The organism is Bacteroides timonensis (genome assembly GCF_000513195.1).
Classification (GTDB): Bacteria; Bacteroidota; Bacteroidia; order Bacteroidales; family Bacteroidaceae; genus Bacteroides; species Bacteroides timonensis.
The window spans coordinates 1-22,821 of sequence record NZ_CBVI010000172.1 but is presented as its reverse complement, the minus strand read 5'-3'; the positions used below and the strand labels follow the sequence as shown (position 1 = coordinate 22,821).

Annotated in this window: 17 protein-coding genes and 1 pseudogene; 3 read left to right on the top strand and 15 right to left on the bottom strand. The window is 45.0% G+C overall.

What is annotated here, in order from left to right; genetic code table 11:
• Positions 1–487: 487 nt before the first annotated feature.
• Entirely contained in the window at positions 488–2,818 is a 2,331-nt protein-coding gene (locus BN161_RS27050) for a glycoside hydrolase family 20 protein (RefSeq protein ID WP_044272217.1), read from the top strand.
• A 32-nt stretch (positions 2,819–2,850) separates the two neighbouring features.
• Here BN161_RS27050 and BN161_RS27045 read toward each other — a convergent pair whose 3' ends face one another.
• From BN161_RS27045 to BN161_RS26980, 14 genes are all read right to left on the bottom strand, one after another.
• On the bottom strand, positions 2,851–4,338 hold the full coding sequence (locus tag BN161_RS27045; RefSeq protein ID WP_044272216.1) for an MBOAT family O-acyltransferase: 1,488 nt from the start codon (positions 4,336–4,338) through the stop codon (positions 2,851–2,853).
• Positions 4,319–5,365, bottom strand: a complete 1,047-nt coding sequence (locus BN161_RS27040; protein WP_244436634.1) for an SGNH/GDSL hydrolase family protein — start codon at positions 5,363–5,365, stop codon at positions 4,319–4,321. Before BN161_RS27040 ends, BN161_RS27045 begins: the two co-directional genes overlap by 20 nt.
• Positions 5,319–6,692, bottom strand: a complete 1,374-nt coding sequence (locus tag BN161_RS27035) for an SGNH/GDSL hydrolase family protein (protein ID WP_044272219.1) — start codon at positions 6,690–6,692, stop codon at positions 5,319–5,321. The genes BN161_RS27040 and BN161_RS27035 overlap by 47 nt, the downstream gene beginning before the upstream one ends.
• Before the next feature lie 180 nt (positions 6,693–6,872).
• A complete protein-coding gene (locus tag BN161_RS27030) occupies positions 6,873–7,166 on the bottom strand; it encodes a PG0541 family transporter-associated protein (protein ID WP_044272214.1) in 294 nt (97 codons plus the stop codon).
• Positions 7,167–7,272: 106 nt separating this feature from the next.
• Positions 7,273–10,443, bottom strand: a complete 3,171-nt coding sequence (locus BN161_RS27025) for an efflux RND transporter permease subunit (protein WP_044272213.1) — start codon at positions 10,441–10,443, stop codon at positions 7,273–7,275.
• A gap of 111 nt (positions 10,444–10,554) precedes the next feature.
• Positions 10,555–11,574: an efflux RND transporter periplasmic adaptor subunit gene (locus BN161_RS27020; RefSeq protein ID WP_044272211.1), complete on the bottom strand. Its 1,020-nt coding sequence runs from the start codon at positions 11,572–11,574 to the stop codon at positions 10,555–10,557.
• Positions 11,575–11,598: 24 nt separating this feature from the next.
• Positions 11,599–12,948: a TolC family protein gene (locus tag BN161_RS27015; RefSeq protein WP_044272209.1), complete on the bottom strand. Its 1,350-nt coding sequence runs from the start codon at positions 12,946–12,948 to the stop codon at positions 11,599–11,601.
• Positions 12,949–12,983: 35 nt separating this feature from the next.
• A complete protein-coding gene (locus tag BN161_RS27010) occupies positions 12,984–13,643 on the bottom strand; it encodes a TetR/AcrR family transcriptional regulator (RefSeq protein WP_044272207.1) in 660 nt (219 codons plus the stop codon).
• Between the two features lie 166 nt (positions 13,644–13,809).
• On the bottom strand, positions 13,810–15,306 hold the full coding sequence (gene hutH, locus BN161_RS27005; protein WP_044272205.1) for a histidine ammonia-lyase: 1,497 nt from the start codon (positions 15,304–15,306) through the stop codon (positions 13,810–13,812).
• On the bottom strand, positions 15,303–15,932 hold the full coding sequence (locus BN161_RS27000; protein WP_044272203.1) for a cyclodeaminase/cyclohydrolase family protein: 630 nt from the start codon (positions 15,930–15,932) through the stop codon (positions 15,303–15,305). Before BN161_RS27000 ends, hutH begins: the two co-directional genes overlap by 4 nt.
• A gap of 20 nt (positions 15,933–15,952) precedes the next feature.
• Positions 15,953–17,206 (bottom strand): imidazolonepropionase, encoded by a 1,254-nt coding sequence (gene hutI / locus BN161_RS26995; RefSeq protein ID WP_044272201.1) that lies wholly within the window; start codon positions 17,204–17,206, stop codon positions 15,953–15,955.
• A 46-nt stretch (positions 17,207–17,252) separates the two neighbouring features.
• A complete protein-coding gene (ftcD, locus tag BN161_RS26990; protein ID WP_044272199.1) occupies positions 17,253–18,152 on the bottom strand; it encodes a glutamate formimidoyltransferase in 900 nt (299 codons plus the stop codon).
• 51 nt (positions 18,153–18,203) lie between these two features.
• The gene (locus tag BN161_RS26985; RefSeq protein ID WP_044272197.1) at positions 18,204–20,180 is read right to left on the bottom strand and encodes a urocanate hydratase; all 1,977 of its coding nucleotides are present in this window, start codon (positions 20,178–20,180) and stop codon (positions 18,204–18,206) included.
• Between the two features lie 113 nt (positions 20,181–20,293).
• Positions 20,294–20,920, bottom strand: coding sequence for a DUF6563 family protein (locus BN161_RS26980; protein ID WP_007212098.1), 627 nt, complete (start codon positions 20,918–20,920; stop codon positions 20,294–20,296).
• A 718-nt stretch (positions 20,921–21,638) separates the two neighbouring features.
• Here BN161_RS26980 and BN161_RS26975 point away from each other — a divergent pair.
• Complete coding sequence (locus BN161_RS26975) at positions 21,639–21,935, top strand: MerR family transcriptional regulator (protein ID WP_044272195.1); 297 nt, start codon at positions 21,639–21,641, stop codon at positions 21,933–21,935.
• A gap of 5 nt (positions 21,936–21,940) precedes the next feature.
• Positions 21,941–22,270, top strand: coding sequence for a hypothetical protein (locus BN161_RS26970; protein WP_044272193.1), 330 nt, complete (start codon positions 21,941–21,943; stop codon positions 22,268–22,270).
• Between the two features lie 163 nt (positions 22,271–22,433).
• On the opposite strand, the pseudogene BN161_RS26965 reads toward BN161_RS26970, so the two are convergent.
• Positions 22,434–22,821, bottom strand: a pseudogene (locus BN161_RS26965) (hypothetical protein); the annotation flags it as partial.

Here is a 22,821-nt window from a genome sequence, read left to right as displayed (position 1 = left end):
TGAGAGTAAAATGAGCTCAACTTTTATTTGAAAGCAAAAAAAGAAAAGTGAACGGGCGCTTAAAATAAATCCGTACCCGGCATTTTAACATTCAACATGTTCATGTTACCTTTGTTGAAATGAAAACAAAACAAGAGAAAGGAGACGAACTGATGACCAGTAATTATATTCGTTTCTTTTGGGATATGAACTAAATGTGATAGGGTGGTAGAGTGATAAAGTGATAGCGGGATAACGCTCTGTGATATATAGCGCAGCCACTTTATCACCCTATCACCTTACTGCCTTATCACTCTTTTTCCTCCTTTTTTTTCCGTTATAAACAAAGTACAATGAGATAATTTAGAGTAATAAAACACTTAAAATCAGTCGTAACGTGAACAAAATCCTCTTGCACTGTAAGAAAACAAAACAATGTGCCCGGTTAGCATAGTTTTTTAGCATTTATTTGATAACTTTGTACACGAATCAATTAAATACTAACACCATGAGAAAACTTAACCACGCACTTCTTGCAGGTGCTCTCGCCTTGGCATGCGCTTCGTGCACCGCGGAGAAAGAAGCTAACTACCAAGTGATACCTCTCCCCCAAGAGGTAAGTTTAACCCAGGGAAATCCGTTCAAACTGAACGAAAATGTTCTCATCGCTTATCCGGAAAACAATGCCTTATTGCAACGCAATGCTGAGTTCCTGTCGGAGTACATCCAACAATCCACGAACTATGCACCGAAAACAAAGGCCATCGCAGCAGGAGAACAAGTGAAAAATGCAATTGTACTGGGACTCGACCCGGGCATTGCAAACAAGGAAGGCTATGTGCTGACTACCACCCCCGAAGGTATCAGCATCAACGGACAAACCGAAAACGGAGTGTTCTATGGCATCCAGACTTTACGCAAATCCATTCCCGCCGAAGCCAAAGGAGCAACCATCCTGATACCGGCAGGTGAAATTAAGGACGAACCGCGCTTCAGTTATCGTGGCATGCACCTTGACGTAGGACGCCACTTCTTCCCCAAAGAGTTTATAAAGAAATATATAGACTTGCTGGCACTGCACAATATGAATACTTTCCACTGGCACCTGACGGAAGACCAGGGCTGGCGTATTGAGATTAAAAAATATCCGAAACTTACGGAAATAGGTTCTCAGCGCAGTCGCACGGTAATCGGAAGAAACACACAAGAGTATGACAATACGCCGTATGGTGGTTTCTATACACAGGAAGAAGCTAAAGAAATCGTGAAGTATGCGCAGGAACGTTACATCACGATAATTCCGGAAGTAGACTTGCCGGGACATATGCTTGCCGCATTAGCAGCTTATCCGGAAATGGGGTGTACAGGCGGTCCATATGAAGTATGTCCTCGTTGGGGCGTATTTGAAGACGTACTCTGCATCGGTAATGATAAAACCATGCAATTCCTGGAAGACGTAATGAGTGAAATCATCGAAATATTCCCATCAGAATATGTACATATCGGTGGCGATGAAGCTCCACGTGACCGATGGAAAGAATGTCCGAAATGTCAGGCGCGCATCAAAGCGGAAGGGCTGAAAGCGGATAAAAACCATACGGCAGAAGACCGCCTGCAAAGTTATTGCATGACACGTATCGAGAAGTTCCTGAACAGCAAGGGACGCCGGATTATCGGCTGGGACGAAATTCTGGAAGGAGATGTAGCACCCAATGCAACAGTAATGTCATGGCGCGGAGCATCCGGAGGTATAAAAGCTGCACAAATGGGACATGATGTAATTATGACACCCAATACCTATTGCTATTTCGATTATTATCAGACGGCAGACACCAAGGATGAACCGCTGGGTATCGGTGGATATGTACCCATAGAAAAGGTGTATAGTCTGGATCCTACTTTCGATCTGAATGAAGAACAGAAAAAACATATTATTGGTGCCCAAGCCAACTTATGGACAGAGTACATAACTACCACAGAACACGTGGAATACATGGTATTGCCCCGTATGGCTGCCCTTGCCGAAGTACAATGGACACAGCCCGAAAAGAAGGATTTCAAAGATTTCACTAAACGTCTGGCCCGCCTGATGAAGTTCTATCAAAGAGATGGTTTCAACTATGCCAAGCATGTATTCGATCTGAAGGTCGACTTCACACCGGATGTTGCCAAGAAAGCGGTAGTAGTTACATTGAGTACTATTGATGACGCTCCTATTTATTATACATTAGATGGGACCGAACCGACTACAGCTTCATTGAAATACACAGAACCTGTTGCCATTACTGAAACAGCAGATTTCCAGGCAGTGGTTATCCGCCCGGAAGGAAAGAGCAAAGTGGTGAATAAAAAGATTTCTTTCAATAAGGCTACATATTGCCCTATCGAACTGACCTTCCAGCCTTCGGAAAAATATAAATTCGGAGGTGCCATCACTTTGGTAGACGGTATGAAGGGAAACGATAGCTATGCCACCGGAGCCTGGTTAGGTTTTGTAGGTGGTGATGTGGAAGCCATCATCGACCTGGGACAGGAAACAAAAATCAAACGGGTAGCTACGAACGCCATTGTCGATATGAGTGCCTGGATTATGGGAAGTACAGGGTTGGTAGTCTCTGTATCTGACGATAACAAAGAGTTCCGCGAAGTAGCCGTTAAGGATATTCCTGCTGAAACAAATATTGATAAGAAAGGTGTGGAAAACTATGAGATAACTTTTGATCCGGTAAAAGCACGGTATGTGAAAGTTGTTATCAAGTGTAGCCCTGCCCTGCCGAAAGGACATGCAGGCGAAGGAAAAGCTGCTTATATGTTCATTGACGAAATAGAGGTGGATTAGAAACCTCTCCCAATGAAGGGAGAGGAGAAATTTTAGAACTGGAAGTAAATGAAAGGCTGAATCTCCGTACTCTTCATCTGGATTACCAAGTAAATTAAAGCAAGCATCAGAACCGCCTTTCCTATAAGGGGAAGGCGGGTTACTGTTTTACAGCAAGCGTTCTCCCAACGATCAGGGCAGAAATGCAGAAAGAAACCCAATGCCATCAGTGCAAACACTTCCCAATAGCCTGCAATCAGTTGCGGGAAAAGTTGCGGACGGAAAGTGGTACAGATCTGTTTGATCATATCCAATGAAGTGGAAAAGTCCGCATTGCGGAAGAATATCCAGCAGAAACAAACAAAGTGGAATGTGATCAGTATACCGAAGAAACGGCGGATGCCGTGGCTTTCTTCTCCTTTCTTTCTTCCGGTCAATGTCATCCATAATTTATGTGCCGCCAAAGCAATACCATGGAACAATCCCCAAACAACAAAATTCCAGGAAGCGCCATGCCACAAACCACCCAAAAACATGGTAATGATAAGATTGGCATACTGGCGGATTTTTCCTTTCCGGTTTCCACCTAAAGATATATAGAGATAATCTTTCAGCCAACTGGAAAGCGAAATGTGCCATCGCCTCCAAAACTCTGTAATGGAAGCAGACTTATAAGGAGAGTCAAAGTTCTTATTAAAATGAAAACCTAACAACAAGGCTATTCCGATAGCCATATCACTGTATCCGGAAAAGTCGCAATAGATTTGCAAGGCATATCCATAAACACCCATCAGATTCTCTACTCCAGAATAGAGCGTAGGATTATCAAAAATACGTTCTACAAAGTTCACACTGATATAATCCGAAATAATCGCTTTCTTGAACAAACCGCTTGCAATCAAGAATATCCCCCTTCCGAACATCTCATGGGATACGAACAAAGGACGGCGTATCTGTGGGATAAAGTCACGGGCACGTACAATAGGACCTGCCACCAATTGTGGGAAGAAGGATACGTAAAAAGCATAATCCAGCAAATTAGTAAGAGGGGTTATATCTTTGCGATAAACATCAATGGTATAGCTAAGTGACTGGAAAGTAAAGAAAGAAATGCCCACAGGGAGGAATATATCGTAATGATGAAACGTACCGCCTACCAGCGAAGCGAAGACATCTCCCAGAAAATTAGTATATTTGAAGTATGCAAGCAAACCAAGATTAATAGCAAGGCTAAGCACAACACTTGCCTTACGTTTCCAGCCTACGGAAGTACCTGCCATAAAACGAGCAATAAAAAAATCGCTTACCGTGACAAGTGCCAGCAGGAAAAAGTAAGTTCCGCTACTTTTATAATAAAAATAATAGGAGAATGCGGTAACAAACAACAAGCGTGCAGTCAGACGGCGTTGCAACAGCAGATAAACCAGTATAAATGCTGCAAACAACCACAAGAAAATGCCGCTACTGAATATCATCGGCGCTTGCGGGTCATAAACGAATACGTCTCGCAGACGGTTAAAGTCAATATCCCACATAATCATTATAGGCTTTTAAAAGAGCTTGATAAAACAATTCACCTTGCAGCACATATCCTTCGGGAAGATAATGTACATGGTCCGGACGCATCAATTTTGCTTCCTGCCAATTCAGACAAGCACGCTGTCTCCCTCCCACCGCTTCGTACATATCCCACACGGCTAGGCCATTATCATCAGCAAAGCGACGCATGGTTTCTACAGCAATAGCAGTACGAGGATTAATGGAATAGGTGCGGCGACGACGACTTTTCCGGAAACTGTCGTAGGAGCCGGGAGGAGTTGTCATCAGTAAGGGTACATTGGGCAGACTGTCGCGAAGCATACGCACCAGTTCATCCATTTGTCGATAGTGCAACTGGGTGTTATAACGTCGGTTATGGCTTTCGTTCGTTCCGAAAGAAAGTATAACCAGGTCGGGATGCAGGGCGGCAATATCAGAAATACGGTCGGGACGGGTAAAAGTGGTACAAAAAGCGCCATTGATACCCATATCAGTATAAGAGATAGCACCAAAAGTTTCTGTCAGCATCGTTCCGGTGGTACGGGGCAAGATACGTCCACGGATATGGCTGTCACCGATATGTACGATACGGATGGTATCCGTAGAAAAGCCGGCATGTAACAGACGTAACTTTTCCCAAAAAGGATTGAGGATGCCAAGGCTATCCGTCAACTCATTTTCACCAAGTTGCTGAAAGCCGGAAGGAAAAGCTATTTGAGGAACGGCAACAGTATCCGTACGCTGGGAATAGGAACGAAGTGTGTCACAATTTGCTGTGACTTTGCTAATCAGAGGACAGGATGGAATAGGGTCCTGGGCATGAAGAGGAGAAAAACACAGAAGGACAAGGGCTGTAATAAAGACATTTTTCAGACGCAGATGACGCGGATGACACGGATTCCTAAATCTTAAATCCGCGTTATCTGCGTCATCCGCGTCTAAAGAATATTTCTTTAAGACTTCTAATCCGATCTCAATCATATTATTCCGCTTCATAAGCCCTCCTCCTGTCGTACTGTTCCTTTCCATACACAAGCGCTTCATAAAGTAGGCCTGCCAGGTGCTTACCTCCCCGGAAATTAATATGCGTATAGTCATAATTCGCCAAAGAAGGCTTGGCATGTACCAGATTCGCCATGCTTCCCTCTCCTCCCATTGCTTCGAACATATTCCAGAAAGCAATGTCGTTATCTGCCGCCAGATTTTGTTGGTAACGCACCAGATTTTTAATGCCGGGCATTGTGCGTAGAGTACCATCTTCCGTCTTATAATCCCGGTCACCTACGCTGACTATCAAGATACCTGCTTGTGGAAATGCATCCTTCAAATGATCAATAGTAGTCTGCATACCTGCAATGTATTTGTCATAATTCCGCCCACGTTCAGTAGCAACGTTCAATCCGTATTGCAGGATAATCAGATCGTAAGGACGCTGCTCATTAAATTCGTGCATCATCCACACAGGAATAGAACGCAAGGATAAGCCCGAACTGCCGCGCAAAGAGAAATTATCCAGGATAATTCCTTTTTTACCATCCATAGCCAAACCATAGAATAAGGTAGAATCCGCCTCATCAACCGTCCAACGGACAGAACCGATGTTTCCATCCACTTGCATTTCCTGCAAATCATCTGTAGCCAGAAAAGTACGGGTTTGCTTTTCGTTCCGGTTGACATTCACAGAAAGGGTGACTTCTCCTTTACTATAAAAGAAGATAGAAGCTTGTTCACAGGTATCCAGATGGGAAGCATATTTATTCTGTCCCTTCAGTTCCACATAAGCACCGGGACGGGGAACAAAGTAATGTCCGGAAATACCTTGCTTTTTGCGATCAAAGAAAGTAGAATCCATTACAGAATGGCTTTGCCAACCGCCAAACGAGTGGCGCACGGTAGGGCGGAATCCGCTGGTCATAGAAGTAATGGTAACAAAACCTACTCCGCAACCACCATATTTATCCTGCAACATATTGCGCAAATCTGCAGTAAGAATATCCGCTTCAATGAAGGAATCTCCGAAAACGGCAATACGTACCCGGCGGGGGCGTTGCGCCAATTCATCCAAAGCCCGGTAAAAAGGTGTCATGCCGCGCAGAGTGGAGTCGCTGTAGTCTTCAATGCACGTCATACCCGCACGGCAGGTATCCACAAAAGCCGGTTTCACCTTCGGCGGAGGCGGAAGCAAACTGTCCGGTTCTTCCGCAATATCTTTCTGAGTACGCACGTCACCCAGCAAGTCGACACGCCTCATCACGTGTTCACCTACCGTAAAACCGGGCAGGAAGTACATCAGTGACAAGCCCGCCAATATAATCAATGCCCAAATGCAAGTATATTTCAGATAATTCTTTTCCATGTTGTCCATAAAGGATTTGCAAAGATAGAGAAAAGACATAAAAAGAAAGGGAAATCTTCACGTTTTGTAAGATTTCCCTCTCTCAGCATTTTAGCGAGCGATGCGCTCGGTAGTAAGGGAGAAGCGCGCTCCCTTGTAAGAGAGAAGTGTTCTCCCTTATAAGAGAGAAGCGCGCTCTTTCTATATCGTCTTCTCAATGTTCCAGACGAATGCCCGGAGTCCGAGTTGCGGGGTTTCCTCGTCTATCCAGCGAAGCGCATCGAGCAGCGGGTCTACTTTTGCATCCTCCACTACGGTTATGATGGCGGAACACATGCTGGGCCATGCATGGCTACCGTAATGCGGTTCGCCCGTCTTACTGCCACGTCCCTGTACCTGCTGAAAATAGCTGAATCCACGGCATCCCTGACGATCGAGTAACGCCATGATGCGCTCAAAGAACGCCTGGTCGAATGTTATAAATACGGATTTCATGTTGATTAATTATGAATTATAAGTTATGAATTATGAATTATGAGTCAGAAAACGATGAATGCCACACGGCAATTCATAATTCATAACTCATAATTCATAATTATTATCACTGTTTTCTGGGTTTCGTCATCTTCTCTTTATGAGCCTGATAGTAATCGTTCAGTTCACGGTCTTTCTTGATCTTGCGACGGTTACGCTTGATACCGATACCGGCAAACGAGCAATAAAGTACGGGAACCAGAATCAGCGTCAAGATGGTAGATACCGTCAGACCACCGATTACGGCTACACCCAGCGGACGCCACATCTCGGCACCTTCGCCCTGGCCTACAGCCATCGGCACCATACCAAGAATAGTGGTCAGCGTGGTCATCAACACCGGACGCAGACGGCTGCGGCCTGCCGTAACCACAGAATGGAGTACTGCCATACCACGCTCACGACAGAGCGTAATATAGTCAATCAGCACAATACCGTTCTTCACCACAATACCGATCAACATGATTCCACCCAGCAAACTCATTACGTTCAGGTTAGTGCCCGTAAAGAAGAGGGCCATCAACACACCGCTGAATGCAAACGGGATGGAGAACATGATAATGAACGGATATGTCAGAGACTCGAACTGGGCTGCCATCACTATGAATACCAGAATAATAATCAGCACAGCCAGTGTACCTAAGTCGGAGAATGAATCCTGCTGGTCTTCGTATGAACCCGAAATCTGGATAGAAATGCCGCTCGGCAAGTCCATTTTCTCAATAATAGCATTACCATCAGCTACCACGTCGCCCAACGGAACTCCGGAAATAACGGCAGATACCGTCACAATACGTTCACGGTCCTTACGCTCGATAGTAGGAGGAGCCGAACGCTCAACTACTTTACCAAGGTCCTTCACACGGATACCTTCACCGGAAGGCGTATAAATAAGGATGTTCTCCAAGTCTTCAATCTTCGTACGGAACTCAGGACCATAACGCACCCGGATGTCGTACTCGTCACCGTCCTCACGATAATAAGAAGCTAAGGCTCCGTTCACGCGGTTACGAAGATAACCGGAAGCGGTCGACAGATTCAGTCCATGCAATGCCAGTTTCTCACGGTCGAAGTCTACCTGATATTCAGGTTGATAATCCTGACGGCTGATGTTTACTTCACTCACACCTTTTACATTCAGCAGTTTCTCCTTCAGTTCGGCCGAGACTTTATCCGTAGCGGTAAAATCATAACCATATACTTCAAAGTCGGCACTGGCCTGGGCACTCATACCACCGGTACTACCACCCAAAATTACCTGTGCCTTATCCAACTCGGGATAGGCCTTCAAGTCTTCACGCATCTCATCACAGACCGTTTCCAACTTGACTTTACGGTCGCCCGGACTCACCAAACTGATGTTAAAGCTGATAATATGACTACCATTGTCCTGCATGGAAGCAAAAGTATTATCCGAATCAGCCTGTCCTACAGTATAGTTACAAACTTTCATCACACCTTCGTAGCGTTTCATCCACTTTTCCGTCAGTTCCGAAGCCAGCGCTTGCGCACGCTCTACACGGGCACCGATGGGAAGTTGCAAGTTCACACCGATACGGCTATTATCAGCCGCCGGAAAGAACTCCGTACCAATATACTTGGCACAGAACAAACTTGCCACAAAGAAAGTGGCACAACCAATCATAATAGTTATACGATGACGCACTGCCCAGTTCAGACGATTCTGATACCACACATCAAGAGCATCGAGCCCGCGCTGAATCGGCTTATAGAAAGCGATGAACATCTTGCTCTGCTTCTTCTGCAAACGCAGGAGCTGCGCACACATCATCGGTGTAAATGACAAAGCCGAAATAGTAGAAACAGTCATGATCACACACATCATCCAACCCAACTGGCGGAACAATACACCGGACATACCGCTCACCATAGTCAGCGGGAAGAATACCGCAATCATGGTCAGCGTAGAGGCAATAACGGAGATGGCCACCTCATTCGTGGCATGAACCGCTGCCTGCTTCGGCTCGGACCCTCGTTCAATATGGGTCGTCACATTCTCAAGCACTACAATAGCATCGTCCACCACATTACCGATAGCAATGGAAAGACAAGAGAGCGAAATAATATTCAACGAACCGCCGTCTATAATACCCAAATAGATAAATGAGGCTACCAATGACATCGGAATAGTGATACAGATAATAACCGTAGCACGCCAACGTCCCAAGAATACAAACACTACCAGGATTACGAACAACATAGCGTACATGATAGTCTCTTCCAAACTGTCGATGGTATTCAGAATGTTATCGGAAGTATTGACAATGATGCCCAGTTTCACGTCACTCGGTAACGATTTCTGCAACTGTGGCAGCATATCAATTACTTTTTGCGAAATAGCCACAGAATTGGCACCGGATTGCTTCTGTACCACAATCATAGCACCTTGTACACCATTACTATACGTCTTCTGCGCACGTTCTTCCACAGAGTCTACCACTGTTGCCACATCGCGCAAATAAACGGAAGCTCCATTGTGCGTACCTACTACGATATTCTCCATCTCCTTGGGGTCCTTGAACTCTCCCTCTACACGGAGTGAATAGGTATTGTTTCCCACATCGAAGGTACCACCCGGTGTATTGCGGTTTTCAGCACTGATGATGGAACTGATGGTCTCCACTGAAAGATTATAAGCATCCAACTTGTTAGGGTCACAATAAACATTTACCTCACGCTTGGGTGCACCGGAAATAGACACCGTACCCACACCCGGCACACGAGCCAGCGGATTTACGATGTTGTCGTCCAATATTTTATAAAGTGCCGGCTGACTCTCTTCCGCCTGAACGGAAAGCAGCAGGATAGGAATCATGTCCGTACTGAACTTAAAGATAATAGGTGTCTCCACTTCATCGGGAAGCTGAGAGCTTACCATATCCAGTTTATCACGCACATCATTCGTCAGCACGTCAATATCATATCCATATTCGAACTCCAATGTTATCACAGAAATATTCTCTGAAGATCTGGAAGTAATATGTTTCAGGTTGCTGACAGAATTCAGCGTATTTTCTAACGGACGGGTCACATTGTTCTCAATATCCGACGCACTGGCTCCCGCATAGGAAGTCATCACCATAATGGTGTTGGTCTCGATATCCGGGTAAAGGTCCACCGGTAATTTTGACAAAGAGAACAGACCAAATATCGCTACTGCCAAAAAGCAGAGCGAGGTCATAATCGGTTTTTTAACCGCTCCTTCGTATAAACTCATATTGTCTTTTTTAATTAAGAATTAAGAATGAAGAATGAAGAATTACCTGGCGGCGTACTTTCACAGCACAGCCAAATTCTTAATTCTTAATTCTTAATTCTTCATTTATAATTATTTCTCGACTTCTACTTCTACGCCATCAGCCAACTTGGACTGTCCTGCTACGACCACCTGTGAATTGTTATCCACACCGGAAATCAACTCATATTCCGTATCCATACGACGTCCCAGTTCAACTTTGTTATAAGAAACTTTTCCGTCCTTATATACATATACATAGCGGTCGCCGGAACCGGCACGTTTCACAATAGCCAAATCGGGCACAACTACGTGCTCCTGTGTTCCGAAGTTCAGTGTTACACGTGCAAACATACCCGGACGGACTTTCAGGTCACGGTTAGTTAAACGCACTTCAACAGGGAAAGTACGGGTATTCGAATCAATGGTCGGATAAACCAGATTTATCGTTCCTTCAAACTCTTCATCACCATACACGTCTACCTTAACAGCTACGGGAGAGCCCTTCTTTACTTTCGTAAAGTAGCCTTCGGAAACGTTGATCATCAGTTTCACCGGAGTGATTTGCTCTACTACCAATACCGGATCACCTCCACTGTACATATCGCCGTTATCGTAATTACGAGCCGTCACCACACCATTGATGGGGCTGAGCAACGCAGTATTTTCCAACAGATTCTTATACGTTGTCTTCTGTACGTCCAATGCCATTTTAGCAGCATCCCATTCTGATTTGGAAGTACCGCCCACCTTATATAATTCGTCGGTACGCTTGAACTCTATTTCCTGATTGTCCAAACGGAACTTAGCTTGTTTCAGGTTGGCAGCATCCATCTGCACCAATTTCTGACCTTTAGATACACGGTCACCCACTTCCACAAATATCTGATCGATACGCACCGGGGAAGAAGGAGCGATATTATTTTTCACTTCTGCCTGGACAGTAGCGGTATATTCCTGAATCTGGTCTACAGGACGTGCCATTACAGCAGCCAATTTTACTCTCGGTTTTTCATCTACCTTTTCAGTTGCAGCCTTGTCTTTCTCTCCGCCGCCGCATGAGCTCAGCAGAGCAACGGCCACCAGGGCGATCAATTGAACACTTTTTTTCATATCGTTGTGATTTTTCTTTTTTACTTATTTAATTGAATAGTCGCGACCCAAAACCTGGTCAAGGTCAGCCTTAGATACCAGATAGTCATAAATAGATTGGTTGTAAGTCAGTTCAGCCTGGGTTAACGATACTTGAGAACTGTTCAGTTCCAACACCGTACCTTTACCTACTTCGTAGCGCTTACCGGCTATTTCCACTGCTTTCTGAGCCTGCATTACGTTCTCTTTATTACTTACCACCTGTTCGGAACTTGCCGCCATGTTATTCTGGTAACTGGTAATCTGCATATTCAGTTTACGCTCAGTATCCGTGCGGTTTTCCTTCAACTGGTTGATCTGAATTCGTGCGGTTTTCAGTTTCGTAAAGTTACTGGCCTTATAAAGAGGAATATTCAGGGTAAATACCAAAGCTGAACTTCCACCCCAATTATAGTCGAACACATTCCAGTTATTATTATACAATGACTGGTATTGATAAGAATAATTCATTCCCAATGTCGGCATAAAGTTTGTCTTCAGGGATTTCAGATTCTGATTGAGCATCTTCATGTTCAGGTCGAATTGCTTCATTGTGGTATTGTTCACCAAGCCCTCATTCAGCTCATTCAACTGGTTAGCAAACAAATCTGTCTCATAATTAGCCAGATTATCAGCAATCTTGAGATCGAATTCTTCCGTTATTCCCATCAGCACTTTCAGCTGAAGCTTGGATAAAGTAACAGCATTTCCCGCTGAAATCACATTCGGCTTCACACTACGCATCTGTACTTCAGCGCTAATCTTATCGAATTCGCTGACAGCTCCCTGCTGGTATTTCGCATTAACCACGTTATAATTGTCTTCTGCCAATTTATAACTCTTCTGCAAAACTTCATAAGAGTCTTGTGCCAGCATCAACTGGTAATACGCCTTCGTAACCTGATTTACCAGATCCTGCTTAGAAGCACGTGATTTTTCTACTGCCAATTCTATGTCGGTTTTCGTCATAGACATTGCTTTGTAGACTGAAGGGGCAAATAACGGTAAGCTGATATTCAAGGTTCCGCTTACTGTATTCGAATCGTCCTGACCCATTTTAAAAGACTGGCCGCCGAGATTCATTTGAGCCGCCGTAATTGTATGGTTCCATGTTCCACCAATACTGGCTTCCGGCAACAAACTCTGCCAGGTCTCCTTGTTAGCCACTTTTTTCAGGGCTATTTCCTCTTCGGCAACCTTTATCGTAGGATTATCACTAAGTGCGATTTCCAGTGCTTTGTCGAGGGTCAAGGTTAGGGTTTCTGTCGTCTCCTGTGCCCGTATATGGCCTATAGCCAATAAAAGGACCACAGTCAACATCATTTTCTTGCTTACCAAAAATAGTTGTCTGTCCATAAAAATCAATCTGTATGTTTATTAGGATTATTCTTTTATTCCGTATTGGACTGTCGATCCTTACGATATTCCCGGATAAATTCTTCCAGTTTGCGAGCGCCTTTTTCTGTTGATATTCCCCGAAGATAGGTGAACATGATAGATTCATATACTTCCAGGAAAGAATGGTCTTTGCAAAGATCCGTATTCATCAGCAAGTCGAGCTGTTCGCGTACTAACAGGTTTACAATCGTAAAATTTACGTCATCGCGGAAATATCCCTGCTGTATACCCAGCTTAAAGAAGGCAATCGTTTCCTCAGAATCGCGGTTGCGACGCTTCATCAATTCTGCATAGACTTTGGGGTATTTCTTGATGTCTTCAAAAAACTTTTTATTAGTATTGTGAAACTTCTCAATACTCCGCTGGTAGAGTTTTAACAAAACTTCCAATACATTCGAAGCCTTTTCATAGACATCTTTCACGTAAGCGTCTCCCTCACGCTGAGCTTTCAGGAGACATTCCATCAGTAAGGTTTCTTTATCAGAAAAAACTTCATATAAAGTACGTTTGGATATGCCCAGTGCCGCAGCAATGTCATCCATCGTAATACTCTTGATACCGTGAGTAGCAAAAGAATTCAGAGCAGTATCGATGATACGCTCCCGCAATTCTAATCTTTGAGGGTGTTCTCTCATATTGTCGCCCGTTTTCATTTCAATTTTCTCTTTAATTTTTTAGATTTCAAGTAGAAGAATGTCCACTTTCGGAATAAAACTGGGCAAATATAGAAAGAAAACTCAATCCGCCAATTGAGTTTCCTTTGAAAGATAAACGATATTAATATTTATTATGCTTCCGGCAGATTTATTGGGAAGAATATCAATAATCAAACTTCGTCCGGTTCAGAAACGCCACTGTCTTATGAATTTCCTTGTACATGACAATGTCGTCTTTAATAAAAGGGACTTCTTTGCGATATTCATTCAGGAAGCGTTCCAAAGCGGGAGAGGTTTTCAGAGGACGACGGAACCCGATGCCTTGGGCGGCATTCATCAGTTCGATGGAGAGAATGTGTTCCAGATTATCCATGATACGGTACAGTTTGGTAGCTGCATTAGCTCCCATGCTGACATGATCTTCCTGTCCGTTGGAGGAAACAATGGAATCACTGCTGGCAGCATAGCAATACATCTTATTCTGACTGACCATGGAAGCAGCAGCATATTGTGGTATCATAAAACCTGAGTTCAAACCGGGATTGGCTACCAGAAATTCAGGCAGACCGCGCAGTCCCATGATAAGCTGTGCCACCCGTCGCTCGGAAATGTTACCTAATTCGGCAAGGGCAATGCCCAGGAAGTCATAAGAAATGGCAAGTGGCTGGCCGTGGAAGTTTCCACCGGAGATGATACGGTCTTCATCGGGAAAAATAGTAGGATTATCCGTTACGGAATTAATTTCGGTCAGCAAGACAGAAGAGACATAACGAATGGCATCTTTCGTTGCACCATGCACTTGGGGGATGCAGCGGAAAGAATACGGGTCTTGCACATGGGCTTTGTATTGAGCAATGATTTCACTGCCTTCCAGGAGTTTACGGAAATTATCGCCTGTCTCAATTTGTCCCCGGTGCGGACGAATTTGCTGGATACAATCCATAAAAGGATCAATACGCCCATCGAAAGCTTCGAGGGAGAGAGCAGCAATAAGATCAGCTTTCTTGGAGAGGCGGAAGGCTTTCAGAATGGCAAACACACCATTAGCACTCATAAACTGCGTACCGTTGAGCAGGGCAAGACCTTCTTTACTCATAAGTTTCACCGGTTCCCAACCGAACTCATCGAGGACATTGATAGCTTCGCGCTTCTTACCTTTATAATAAACATCGCCCACACCGATAAGCGGCAGGAAGAGATTGGCAAGAGGAGCCAGATCACCGGATGCACCGAGCGAACCGCGGTCGTAGACAATGGGCATCACATCGTTGTTGAAGAAATCGAGGATACGCTGTACGGTAATGACTTGCACACCGCTATGTCCCAGAGAAAGGGCATGGGCTTTCAGCAACATCATTAGCTTGACGATGACGGGGCGTATTTCTTCACCGACGCTGCAAGCATGACTCTTTATCAGGTTTTCCTGCAAGGTGCCCAGTTCATCAGGGGATATATTTTTGCTACACAGGGAACCGAAGCCTGTGGTGATACCGTACAAAGGTTCTTCGGACTCGGCTATCTTATGATCAAGGTAGTCGCGGCATTTCTGTATCCGTTCTTTGGCTTCGGGAGCCAGTTCCAGTTTCAGATTCTCGTTGATAATTCGTTCGATGATGTCGAATGTGAGTTCACCGGACCCTACATGATAGACATTTTTCATACTCGTAATTCTTGATTAACAACATCCAATACTTCTTTCTCACGGTCACAAGCCAGACGTTCCAGTACATCGGCTTCTCTTTGGAGTTCATCTGCAAAGGTTTTGTCTTTGATGGAACCTAGGTTGATGCGAACATTCAGCAAGGCACCCAATACAGCTGTACGGGCGGACATCATGGCCACACAAGCATCAGTCACTGCATTACGGTTTCCCAAACGGGCAACATCGGCAATTACCGACATCAGCTCGTGGGCATTACGAGCTACTTGCATGGGGACTAGAGCGGCATATTTAGTAGCTTCCTGAATGGCAGCACTACGGGCAGCTTTTTCTTCATCGGTAGCCTTGGGCATTTTGAAGCAGGCAAATACGGCATCATAGGCTTCCGAGTCACGATCTATATCAGCTATGAATACGTCTTTCTCTCTCAGTGCGAGAGAAGCAATATGGTTCATAAGTTCCTCGTGTTCTTCGTAATTCTTCTTGCCGATGGTAAGGTTGGCAACCATAGCGGCAAGTGCCGAAGCTACGGCACCGTTCAGGGCAGCAATGCTTCCGCCACCGGGGACGGGATCACTGCCCGCCACTTTATTCAAGAATTCTTTTACTGCTAAATCAACTAACATGGTATTTTTCTTTAAAGGTTTTACAATACAGGATAAATCACTCCTTCTTTGATGGTGGTATTTACACAATTCATACCGACATAGTAAGGCAGGAAATGGTAATTATCGGAATTCAGCACTACAAAATCTCCCTTCTTGCCTACTTCGATGCTACCGATACTGTCCGCCCGGTTCAAGGCAGCAGCCCCGTTCAAGGTGAGGGCGGTGATAGCTTCTTCAATAGTAAGATGCATATAGATGCATGCCAGAGCAAAAGTCAACGGAATGGAACCGGAGAAACAACTGCCTGGATTGAGATCTGTGGCAAGGGCTACGGCACAACCGGAATCAATCATTTCACGACCGCGTGCATAAGGTTCTTTCAGGGCAAAAGCTGTAAGAGGGAGTAAAGTTGCAACGGTTCCGGCATCCCGCATAGCGCGGATACCTGTATCGGATGCATGCAACAGATGATCTGCAGAAACAGCCGAAAGCTCGGCAGCCAGTTCGGCACCACCCAGCGGAACGATTTCATCGGCATGGAGTTTCAAGCCCAGACCATATTCCTTGGCAGCTTGCAACAAACGGCGGGATTGCTCGACGGAGAAAACGCCTTGTTCGCAGAAGACATCACAAAACTCGGCCAGTTCATTCTTGACAACGCAAGGCAGAACATCACTGATAATGAAATCAAGGTATTCGTCCGTACGTCCCTTATATTCCTCGGGTACGGCATGCGCACCCAGAAAAGTGGATACAATATCTACCCGCTTATGCTCGTCATTATTCAGGCTACGCATGACTTTGAGTTGCAGAAGCTCCGTTTCCTTATCCAGCCCGTAGCCGCTCTTGCCTTCTACGGTAGTAACACCCATATTACTCATTTGCTTCAAAAAACCTTCGGCTTTGGAGCGGAGTTGAATAAAACTACATTCGCGGGTGGCCTTTACAGTGCTTACAATGCCACCACCACGCTCCATAATAGACATATAGCTTTCTCCTTTCAGTCGCCAGGAAAATTCTTCGGCACGTTCGCCACCAAATACAAAGTGGGTATGCGAATCGACGAAGCCGGGTAACAGGCATTTGCCACGGGCATTGTAGTGCCAGTAGCGTTGATAATATCCGTCACGCATCTCACCCCGGGAAGGGCCGACATAGGAAATGATACCGTCGGTTACTTCTATTGTAGCATTATCAATGATGCATAGTTCACCCATCTCTTTGCCACAACGGGCGGAAAAGCCGATGGGTGTTACAACGCGGGCATTGAAAATTATCAGGTTCTCAGTCATATTTTAAAACTTTATTTGTGTAATTTGCGTAATTTGTGTTCTATTATTATTCTTCCATAATCCTCGCCTCAAGCACTTGTTGCATAGAGAAATTCTCTAAACCAAGATAATAAGAAGCTGTATCAATGAGCGCCTCCATCGGAACAAGGCCGATAATCTCACTCCCCACGATGCTGACTCCATAACGACGTGCTTCTACACGGGTCAGTTCAAAAGCGCGGTAAAGGGCGGTACGGGTATAGTCTGTCATATTGATGGAAACCTGAGTAATGCCCCGGTCTTTCAACTCTACTCCCATTGCTTTGCAATAACGCAGGCCACCGCCAATGAAACGAATCTTCTTGGCAATATCATGTGCGATATCCAAATTAGGTGTATTCAGGTTGATATTGTAGGCTACCAACGGCATACGGGCACCGATAGCAACGGTTCCGGCAGTGACATGGCGTTCGGCAGGACCAAAGTCGGGCTGCCATTCGGGTAGCTTTATCTTTTCTGCCATACCTTCGAACTCACCTTTACGCACGGCAGCAAGATTTTCACGATGCGGAGCGGATGCGGATTTCTCATAGAGAAAAACAGGAAGATTATAGCGTTTGCCCACCTCTGCACCTACTTCTTTGGAAAGAGCGATAGCTTCTTCCATCGTCACATTCTTGATGGGGATGAAAGGAACTACATCTACGGCACCCATACGGGGATGTTGCCCGGTGTGGTGGTTAAGGTCGATAAGTTTTACAGCAATACCGATAGCTTCGAGAACGGCATCACGAAGGGGTTCCGGTTCTCCTACCACGGTTACTACCAGACGGTTGTGGTCTTCGTCGTTACTGTAATCCAGGAGTTTTATACCTTGTTTACCACGGAAAGGGGATATGATTTGATCTATTTTCTGCAAGTCACGTCCCTCGCTGAAGTTGGGGACACATTCGATGATTTTATTCATAATCTTTTTTAATTAAGAATGAAGAACTAAGAATGAAGAATTCTTCATTTATCATATGTATTTATTTACTAATTCGTCATCAGCCACATAGGGCATCGTGATATGATAACCGTCGGCATGTGTCCGGTTAAACTCTTCACTCGTCTCCATAGCATGTTCATTGCGTGCCCATGAACGCCGGGCCACACCGCCCATCACGTCCCACAACATAGCTGAACGAAGTATTTCATCCACCCGCTCGCTACCATCGCATACCATACCGAAGCCGCCATTTATCGCTTTTCCGATACCCACGCCACCACCATTGTGCAGCGCTACGAGGCTCATTCCCCGGGCACAGTTTCCGGCAAAGCATTGCACGGCCATATCTGCCATGACATTGCTTCCATCTTTTATATTAGAAGTCTCGCGGAAAGGAGAGTCCGTACCGCTCACATCGTGATGATCGCGTCCCAACATAATAGGCCCTACTTCACCATTGCGTACCATTTCGTTGAACTTCAACGCTATCTTCATACGTCCTGCCGCATCCTGATAGAGAATACGCGCCTGTGTACCTACCACAAGATTATTCTTTTCCGCATCGCGTATCCAATTGTAGTTATCCAGATCCTGACCGCGACGATTCGGATCAATACATTCCATAGCCGCATGATCGGTCTTTATCAAATCTTCATGTTTACCACTGAGACATACCCAGCGGAAAGGTCCGTAGCCGTAATCAAAAAGTTCCGGCCCCATAATATCTTCTACATAGCTGGGGAATATAAATCCATTCTTATCATCTTCTTCTTTTGCAATCTCACGAACTCCGGCATCATAAACGGCTTTCATAAAGGAGTTTCCATAATCGAAGAAATAGGTACCCTGCTCTACAAGGGCTTTTATAGCCCGGAAATGGCGTGCCAACGATTCATTCACCAGTCCACAGAATTTCTGCGGGTCTTCATGCAACAGACTTGTACGTTCGGCGAAAGTAATTCCCACCGGACAGTATCCGCCTTCGTAAACGGCATGGCAGGAAGTCTGGTCAGAAAGCAGGTCTATATGTATATTTTGGTCTACAGCATATTCCAGCAGGTCAACGATATTCCCATGATAAGCAATGGATATCGGTTTCTTGCCGTCCATCGCCTCATGCGCCAGCAAGAATGCTTCAGAAATAGAATCCGTGACGTGCCCTACCCAACCTTGCCGATGCCGGGTTTCAATGCGTGACATATCTACCTCGGCTATAATGGAAGCCGCACCCGACATCTCTGCGGCCTTAGGCTGGGCACCGCTCATGCCGCCCAAACCGGAAGAAATAAACAGGTGTCCGCGCAAATCACCGTTCTGAGGAATACCGAGTTTCAGACGTCCGGCATTCAGCAGAGTATTGAAGGTACCATGAACAATACCTTGAGGACCAATATACATCCAGCCTCCAGCAGTCATCTGACCGTAGTTGGCAACTCCCATTTGCATGGCCACATGCCAATCCTTCTGATTATCGTAAAGACCTACCATCATGGCATTCGTAATAATCACGCGTGGTGCATCGGGCTTAGAACGGAATAATCCCAGCGGATGTCCACTTTCAATAACGAGTGTCTGATCTTGAGTCAGCACTTCAAGATATTGTTTAATGAGACGATACTGCATCCAGTTTTGGCAGACCTGTCCCGTTTCGCCATAAGTGACAAGTTCATAAGGATAGAGAGCAATGTCGAAGCAGAGATTATTGTCAATCATCACTTGAAAAGCCTTACCTTCAATGCAATTTCCTTTGTAGGCATCAATAGGTTTCGCTTTGAGGTCACCTTGCGGACGATATCGGTAGCCATAGATACGCCCGCGGGTACGAAGTTCTTCCATAAACTCCGGAGCGAGGGTCTCGTGTAATTCTTTGGGGATATAGCGCAATGCGTTCTTTAACGCCGTGGCAGTTTGTGCGGGCGAAAGTGTGAAGCCACGGTCGGGAGCCCTCCGGATACCCTCTACGAAAGTGGGATAAGGGGTCAATGTGTTACTTAAGGTTATTTCCATAACATACAGGATGAAAGGTTACAAAACGTCATCAGTTTACTTATGTAAGATGCCGCAATATAGAAATAAATCCCGATATCAACAAGTGATACCGGGATTTATTTATCATTTAGTCATTTTAAGCGTAGTAAGTATTTACCTGTAACTTCCGCACTTTCACTGCTTTCCTGTAAGAAGGCGTTCAGAAGTTCCGGCTCATTTTTTAGTAGCTGTAGCATTTTGTCTTTTCCTACGAACTCCACTTTACCCGTTTCCGGATTCAGTTCATAATAAACCCGCGCATTGACCAGCCCCGAAGCGGCAATGGCCGTACCGACATCTCCACCCAGCTTCGTAGCGTCGGCAGGCTGTGTGGTACTTGCCGCCACAGAACCTACAGGCTGTGCGTAGAAATAAATTTTCCCCTGTATCCAAGTGGCAGGGGCATACCAACCACCGAAACGGAAACGTTTATAACGCACTTTCTTACAGTTGACGTATAACGCCGAGTCAGCCCTCACCGCATAACAACGGGATTTCAAATATCGGCAGAGACCGGGATTGTCATCTACCGAGACGCGATAGTCAGCACCTCCCATCAGTAAAATCTGATTCTTGGAGCGCTTCTCTATCTTCAATGTGGAGAGTGTGTCGCCACGATCTTCCACCAGTTCCTTCAAATTGGCATATATCACTTGCTGGGCGCTCCCATGCAAAGCAACCAATAATCCGAATATGCCTAATAACCACCACCTTTTCATACCCCAAGCTTTTCTTTCTAAAACAGTTTTATCTGAGCGAAAGTTACATTATTTATCCAAGAAGAGCAAATTATTGAAAAGAAAAATGCAATTACGGCAGATTTATGTTCATGCATATTTATACTTGGGCTTATCTCTGTACTGCATAATACGCTTCAAAGCTGCGAGTAACTAGAAAAATAAGCAATACTCAGCAAAGGGATATCTAAGGCGAAAACCTACTACCTCGATGGAGAAGAATAGTTTCATCACTTGGAACTGCAAGTTTCATGCCTTGAAACAGACTGTTTCATGCTTTGAAACAAGCAGTTTCACATAGAGAAACAATGTATTTTGATTTAACTCTCTAAGAATTAGAAAAATACAGAGAGTTTAAAAGATGCGGGTAACGATTTAGAGACGAAAGTCCTGCTTCGGGTTGCACCGCTTTGCATAGTTTCAAATAACTCATATACAAAGATAGCCAATGTTTTAAATATAAGCAAATAAACAGCTATTTATTTTCGTATATATTTGAGCCTTAGATTATTAACTAATATTCTTATAACGTTTTAATAATCTTCATATTTAGAATAGCCGGAAGCTGTGTCTCCGGCTATTTTTTTGTCCCAATTTGGCGTTTTCTGTCTTTTTTTGGCGGTTGCTCAACGGTTGAGTAACCAATGACCTCACCACAACTCCGTAATATTGCACCATAAACGATAAAAACAAGGTCATTATGAACAATAGAAGAACTGTTCCCGGTGCCGGAGTTACCCATATGCTCAGCACCATACTTGCCAAAGTGAATAACATCGAGAAGCTGCTTTCTCCTTCGGTTGAGAATATACCGGATAGTGAGATACTGGACTCGAAAGGCGTGCGCCTGCTGACAAAGATGTCGGACAGGACATTGCTGAGAAGACGTAACGACGGTACATTACCTTTCTACAGAGACAAGGGAAAAATCTACTATCGCCGTTCGGATGTACTGCGTGCCGTATTATTGGAAAAAACAGAAAACTCTAAAAAATAAGCGTTATGAAAAAGATGATTAAGATTGAAAGCAGTTCTTTCGCTGCACTCGTGAGAAGTTATAAGAAGTCATTGAATATGCTGGCTGTATTGCAGCATATCTGTCAGGAAAATGATGTGGCATTGTCCATGTTGCCGGATGAAGTGTGCGAGTTGATTAACCTTGATCCTGCTGAAATAGAAAAGCAGCGTTTGAGAGGCCGCCTGCGTTTTGCCGAAGAAGAAAACGGGACAAGACATTATTCGATTGTGGATATAATCAATCTGAAAGATACGATTGATTGCAAGACCATAAACAGACAAGTTGAAGAACTTTCTTTTGAGGAAGAAGAATGACGTAAGTGTTTCCCTCTACAGACAAGGGCACGGCGGGCAAGGTCGGATTTATCCGGGTGCCCGCCGTGCCTTTGTCCTTTCCTGAAAAGCGGCTCTTTGCTGTAACCTGCGGAAGTGGAGCCTGCGTAGCTTCCGGGGTTACAGCAATGTGCCGCGGGAAACTTTAGGATATTTTCTTCAATTCCCTTGCCGGGTTTTCTATTTTCATGGACGGAACATGTTTTGCCTGCCGTGGTAAATCCACAGTTACATCACTGCCACTAACAAGTTTGTGCTCCTTCATTTCCGTCCCCTCACCGTCTTCACTTTCATGCTGCCCAACCGGCTTTAGCGTGAGTTGTATCTTTCGGTTCAATGCGGCAAGTTCTTCACCCAACTGTTTGATTTCTCCTTCTTTGGGCCATGAGGCTGCCACTATCTGTTTCAAGACCGGTATATCTTTTGACAGCTCCGCATTGTCCTTTTCCCGTTTCTCTATCATGCCGGGAATACGTTCCAGAGCATTGATGAAATTCATTACGGCCAGTTTCGGGTCTTTGGCTATATAATGG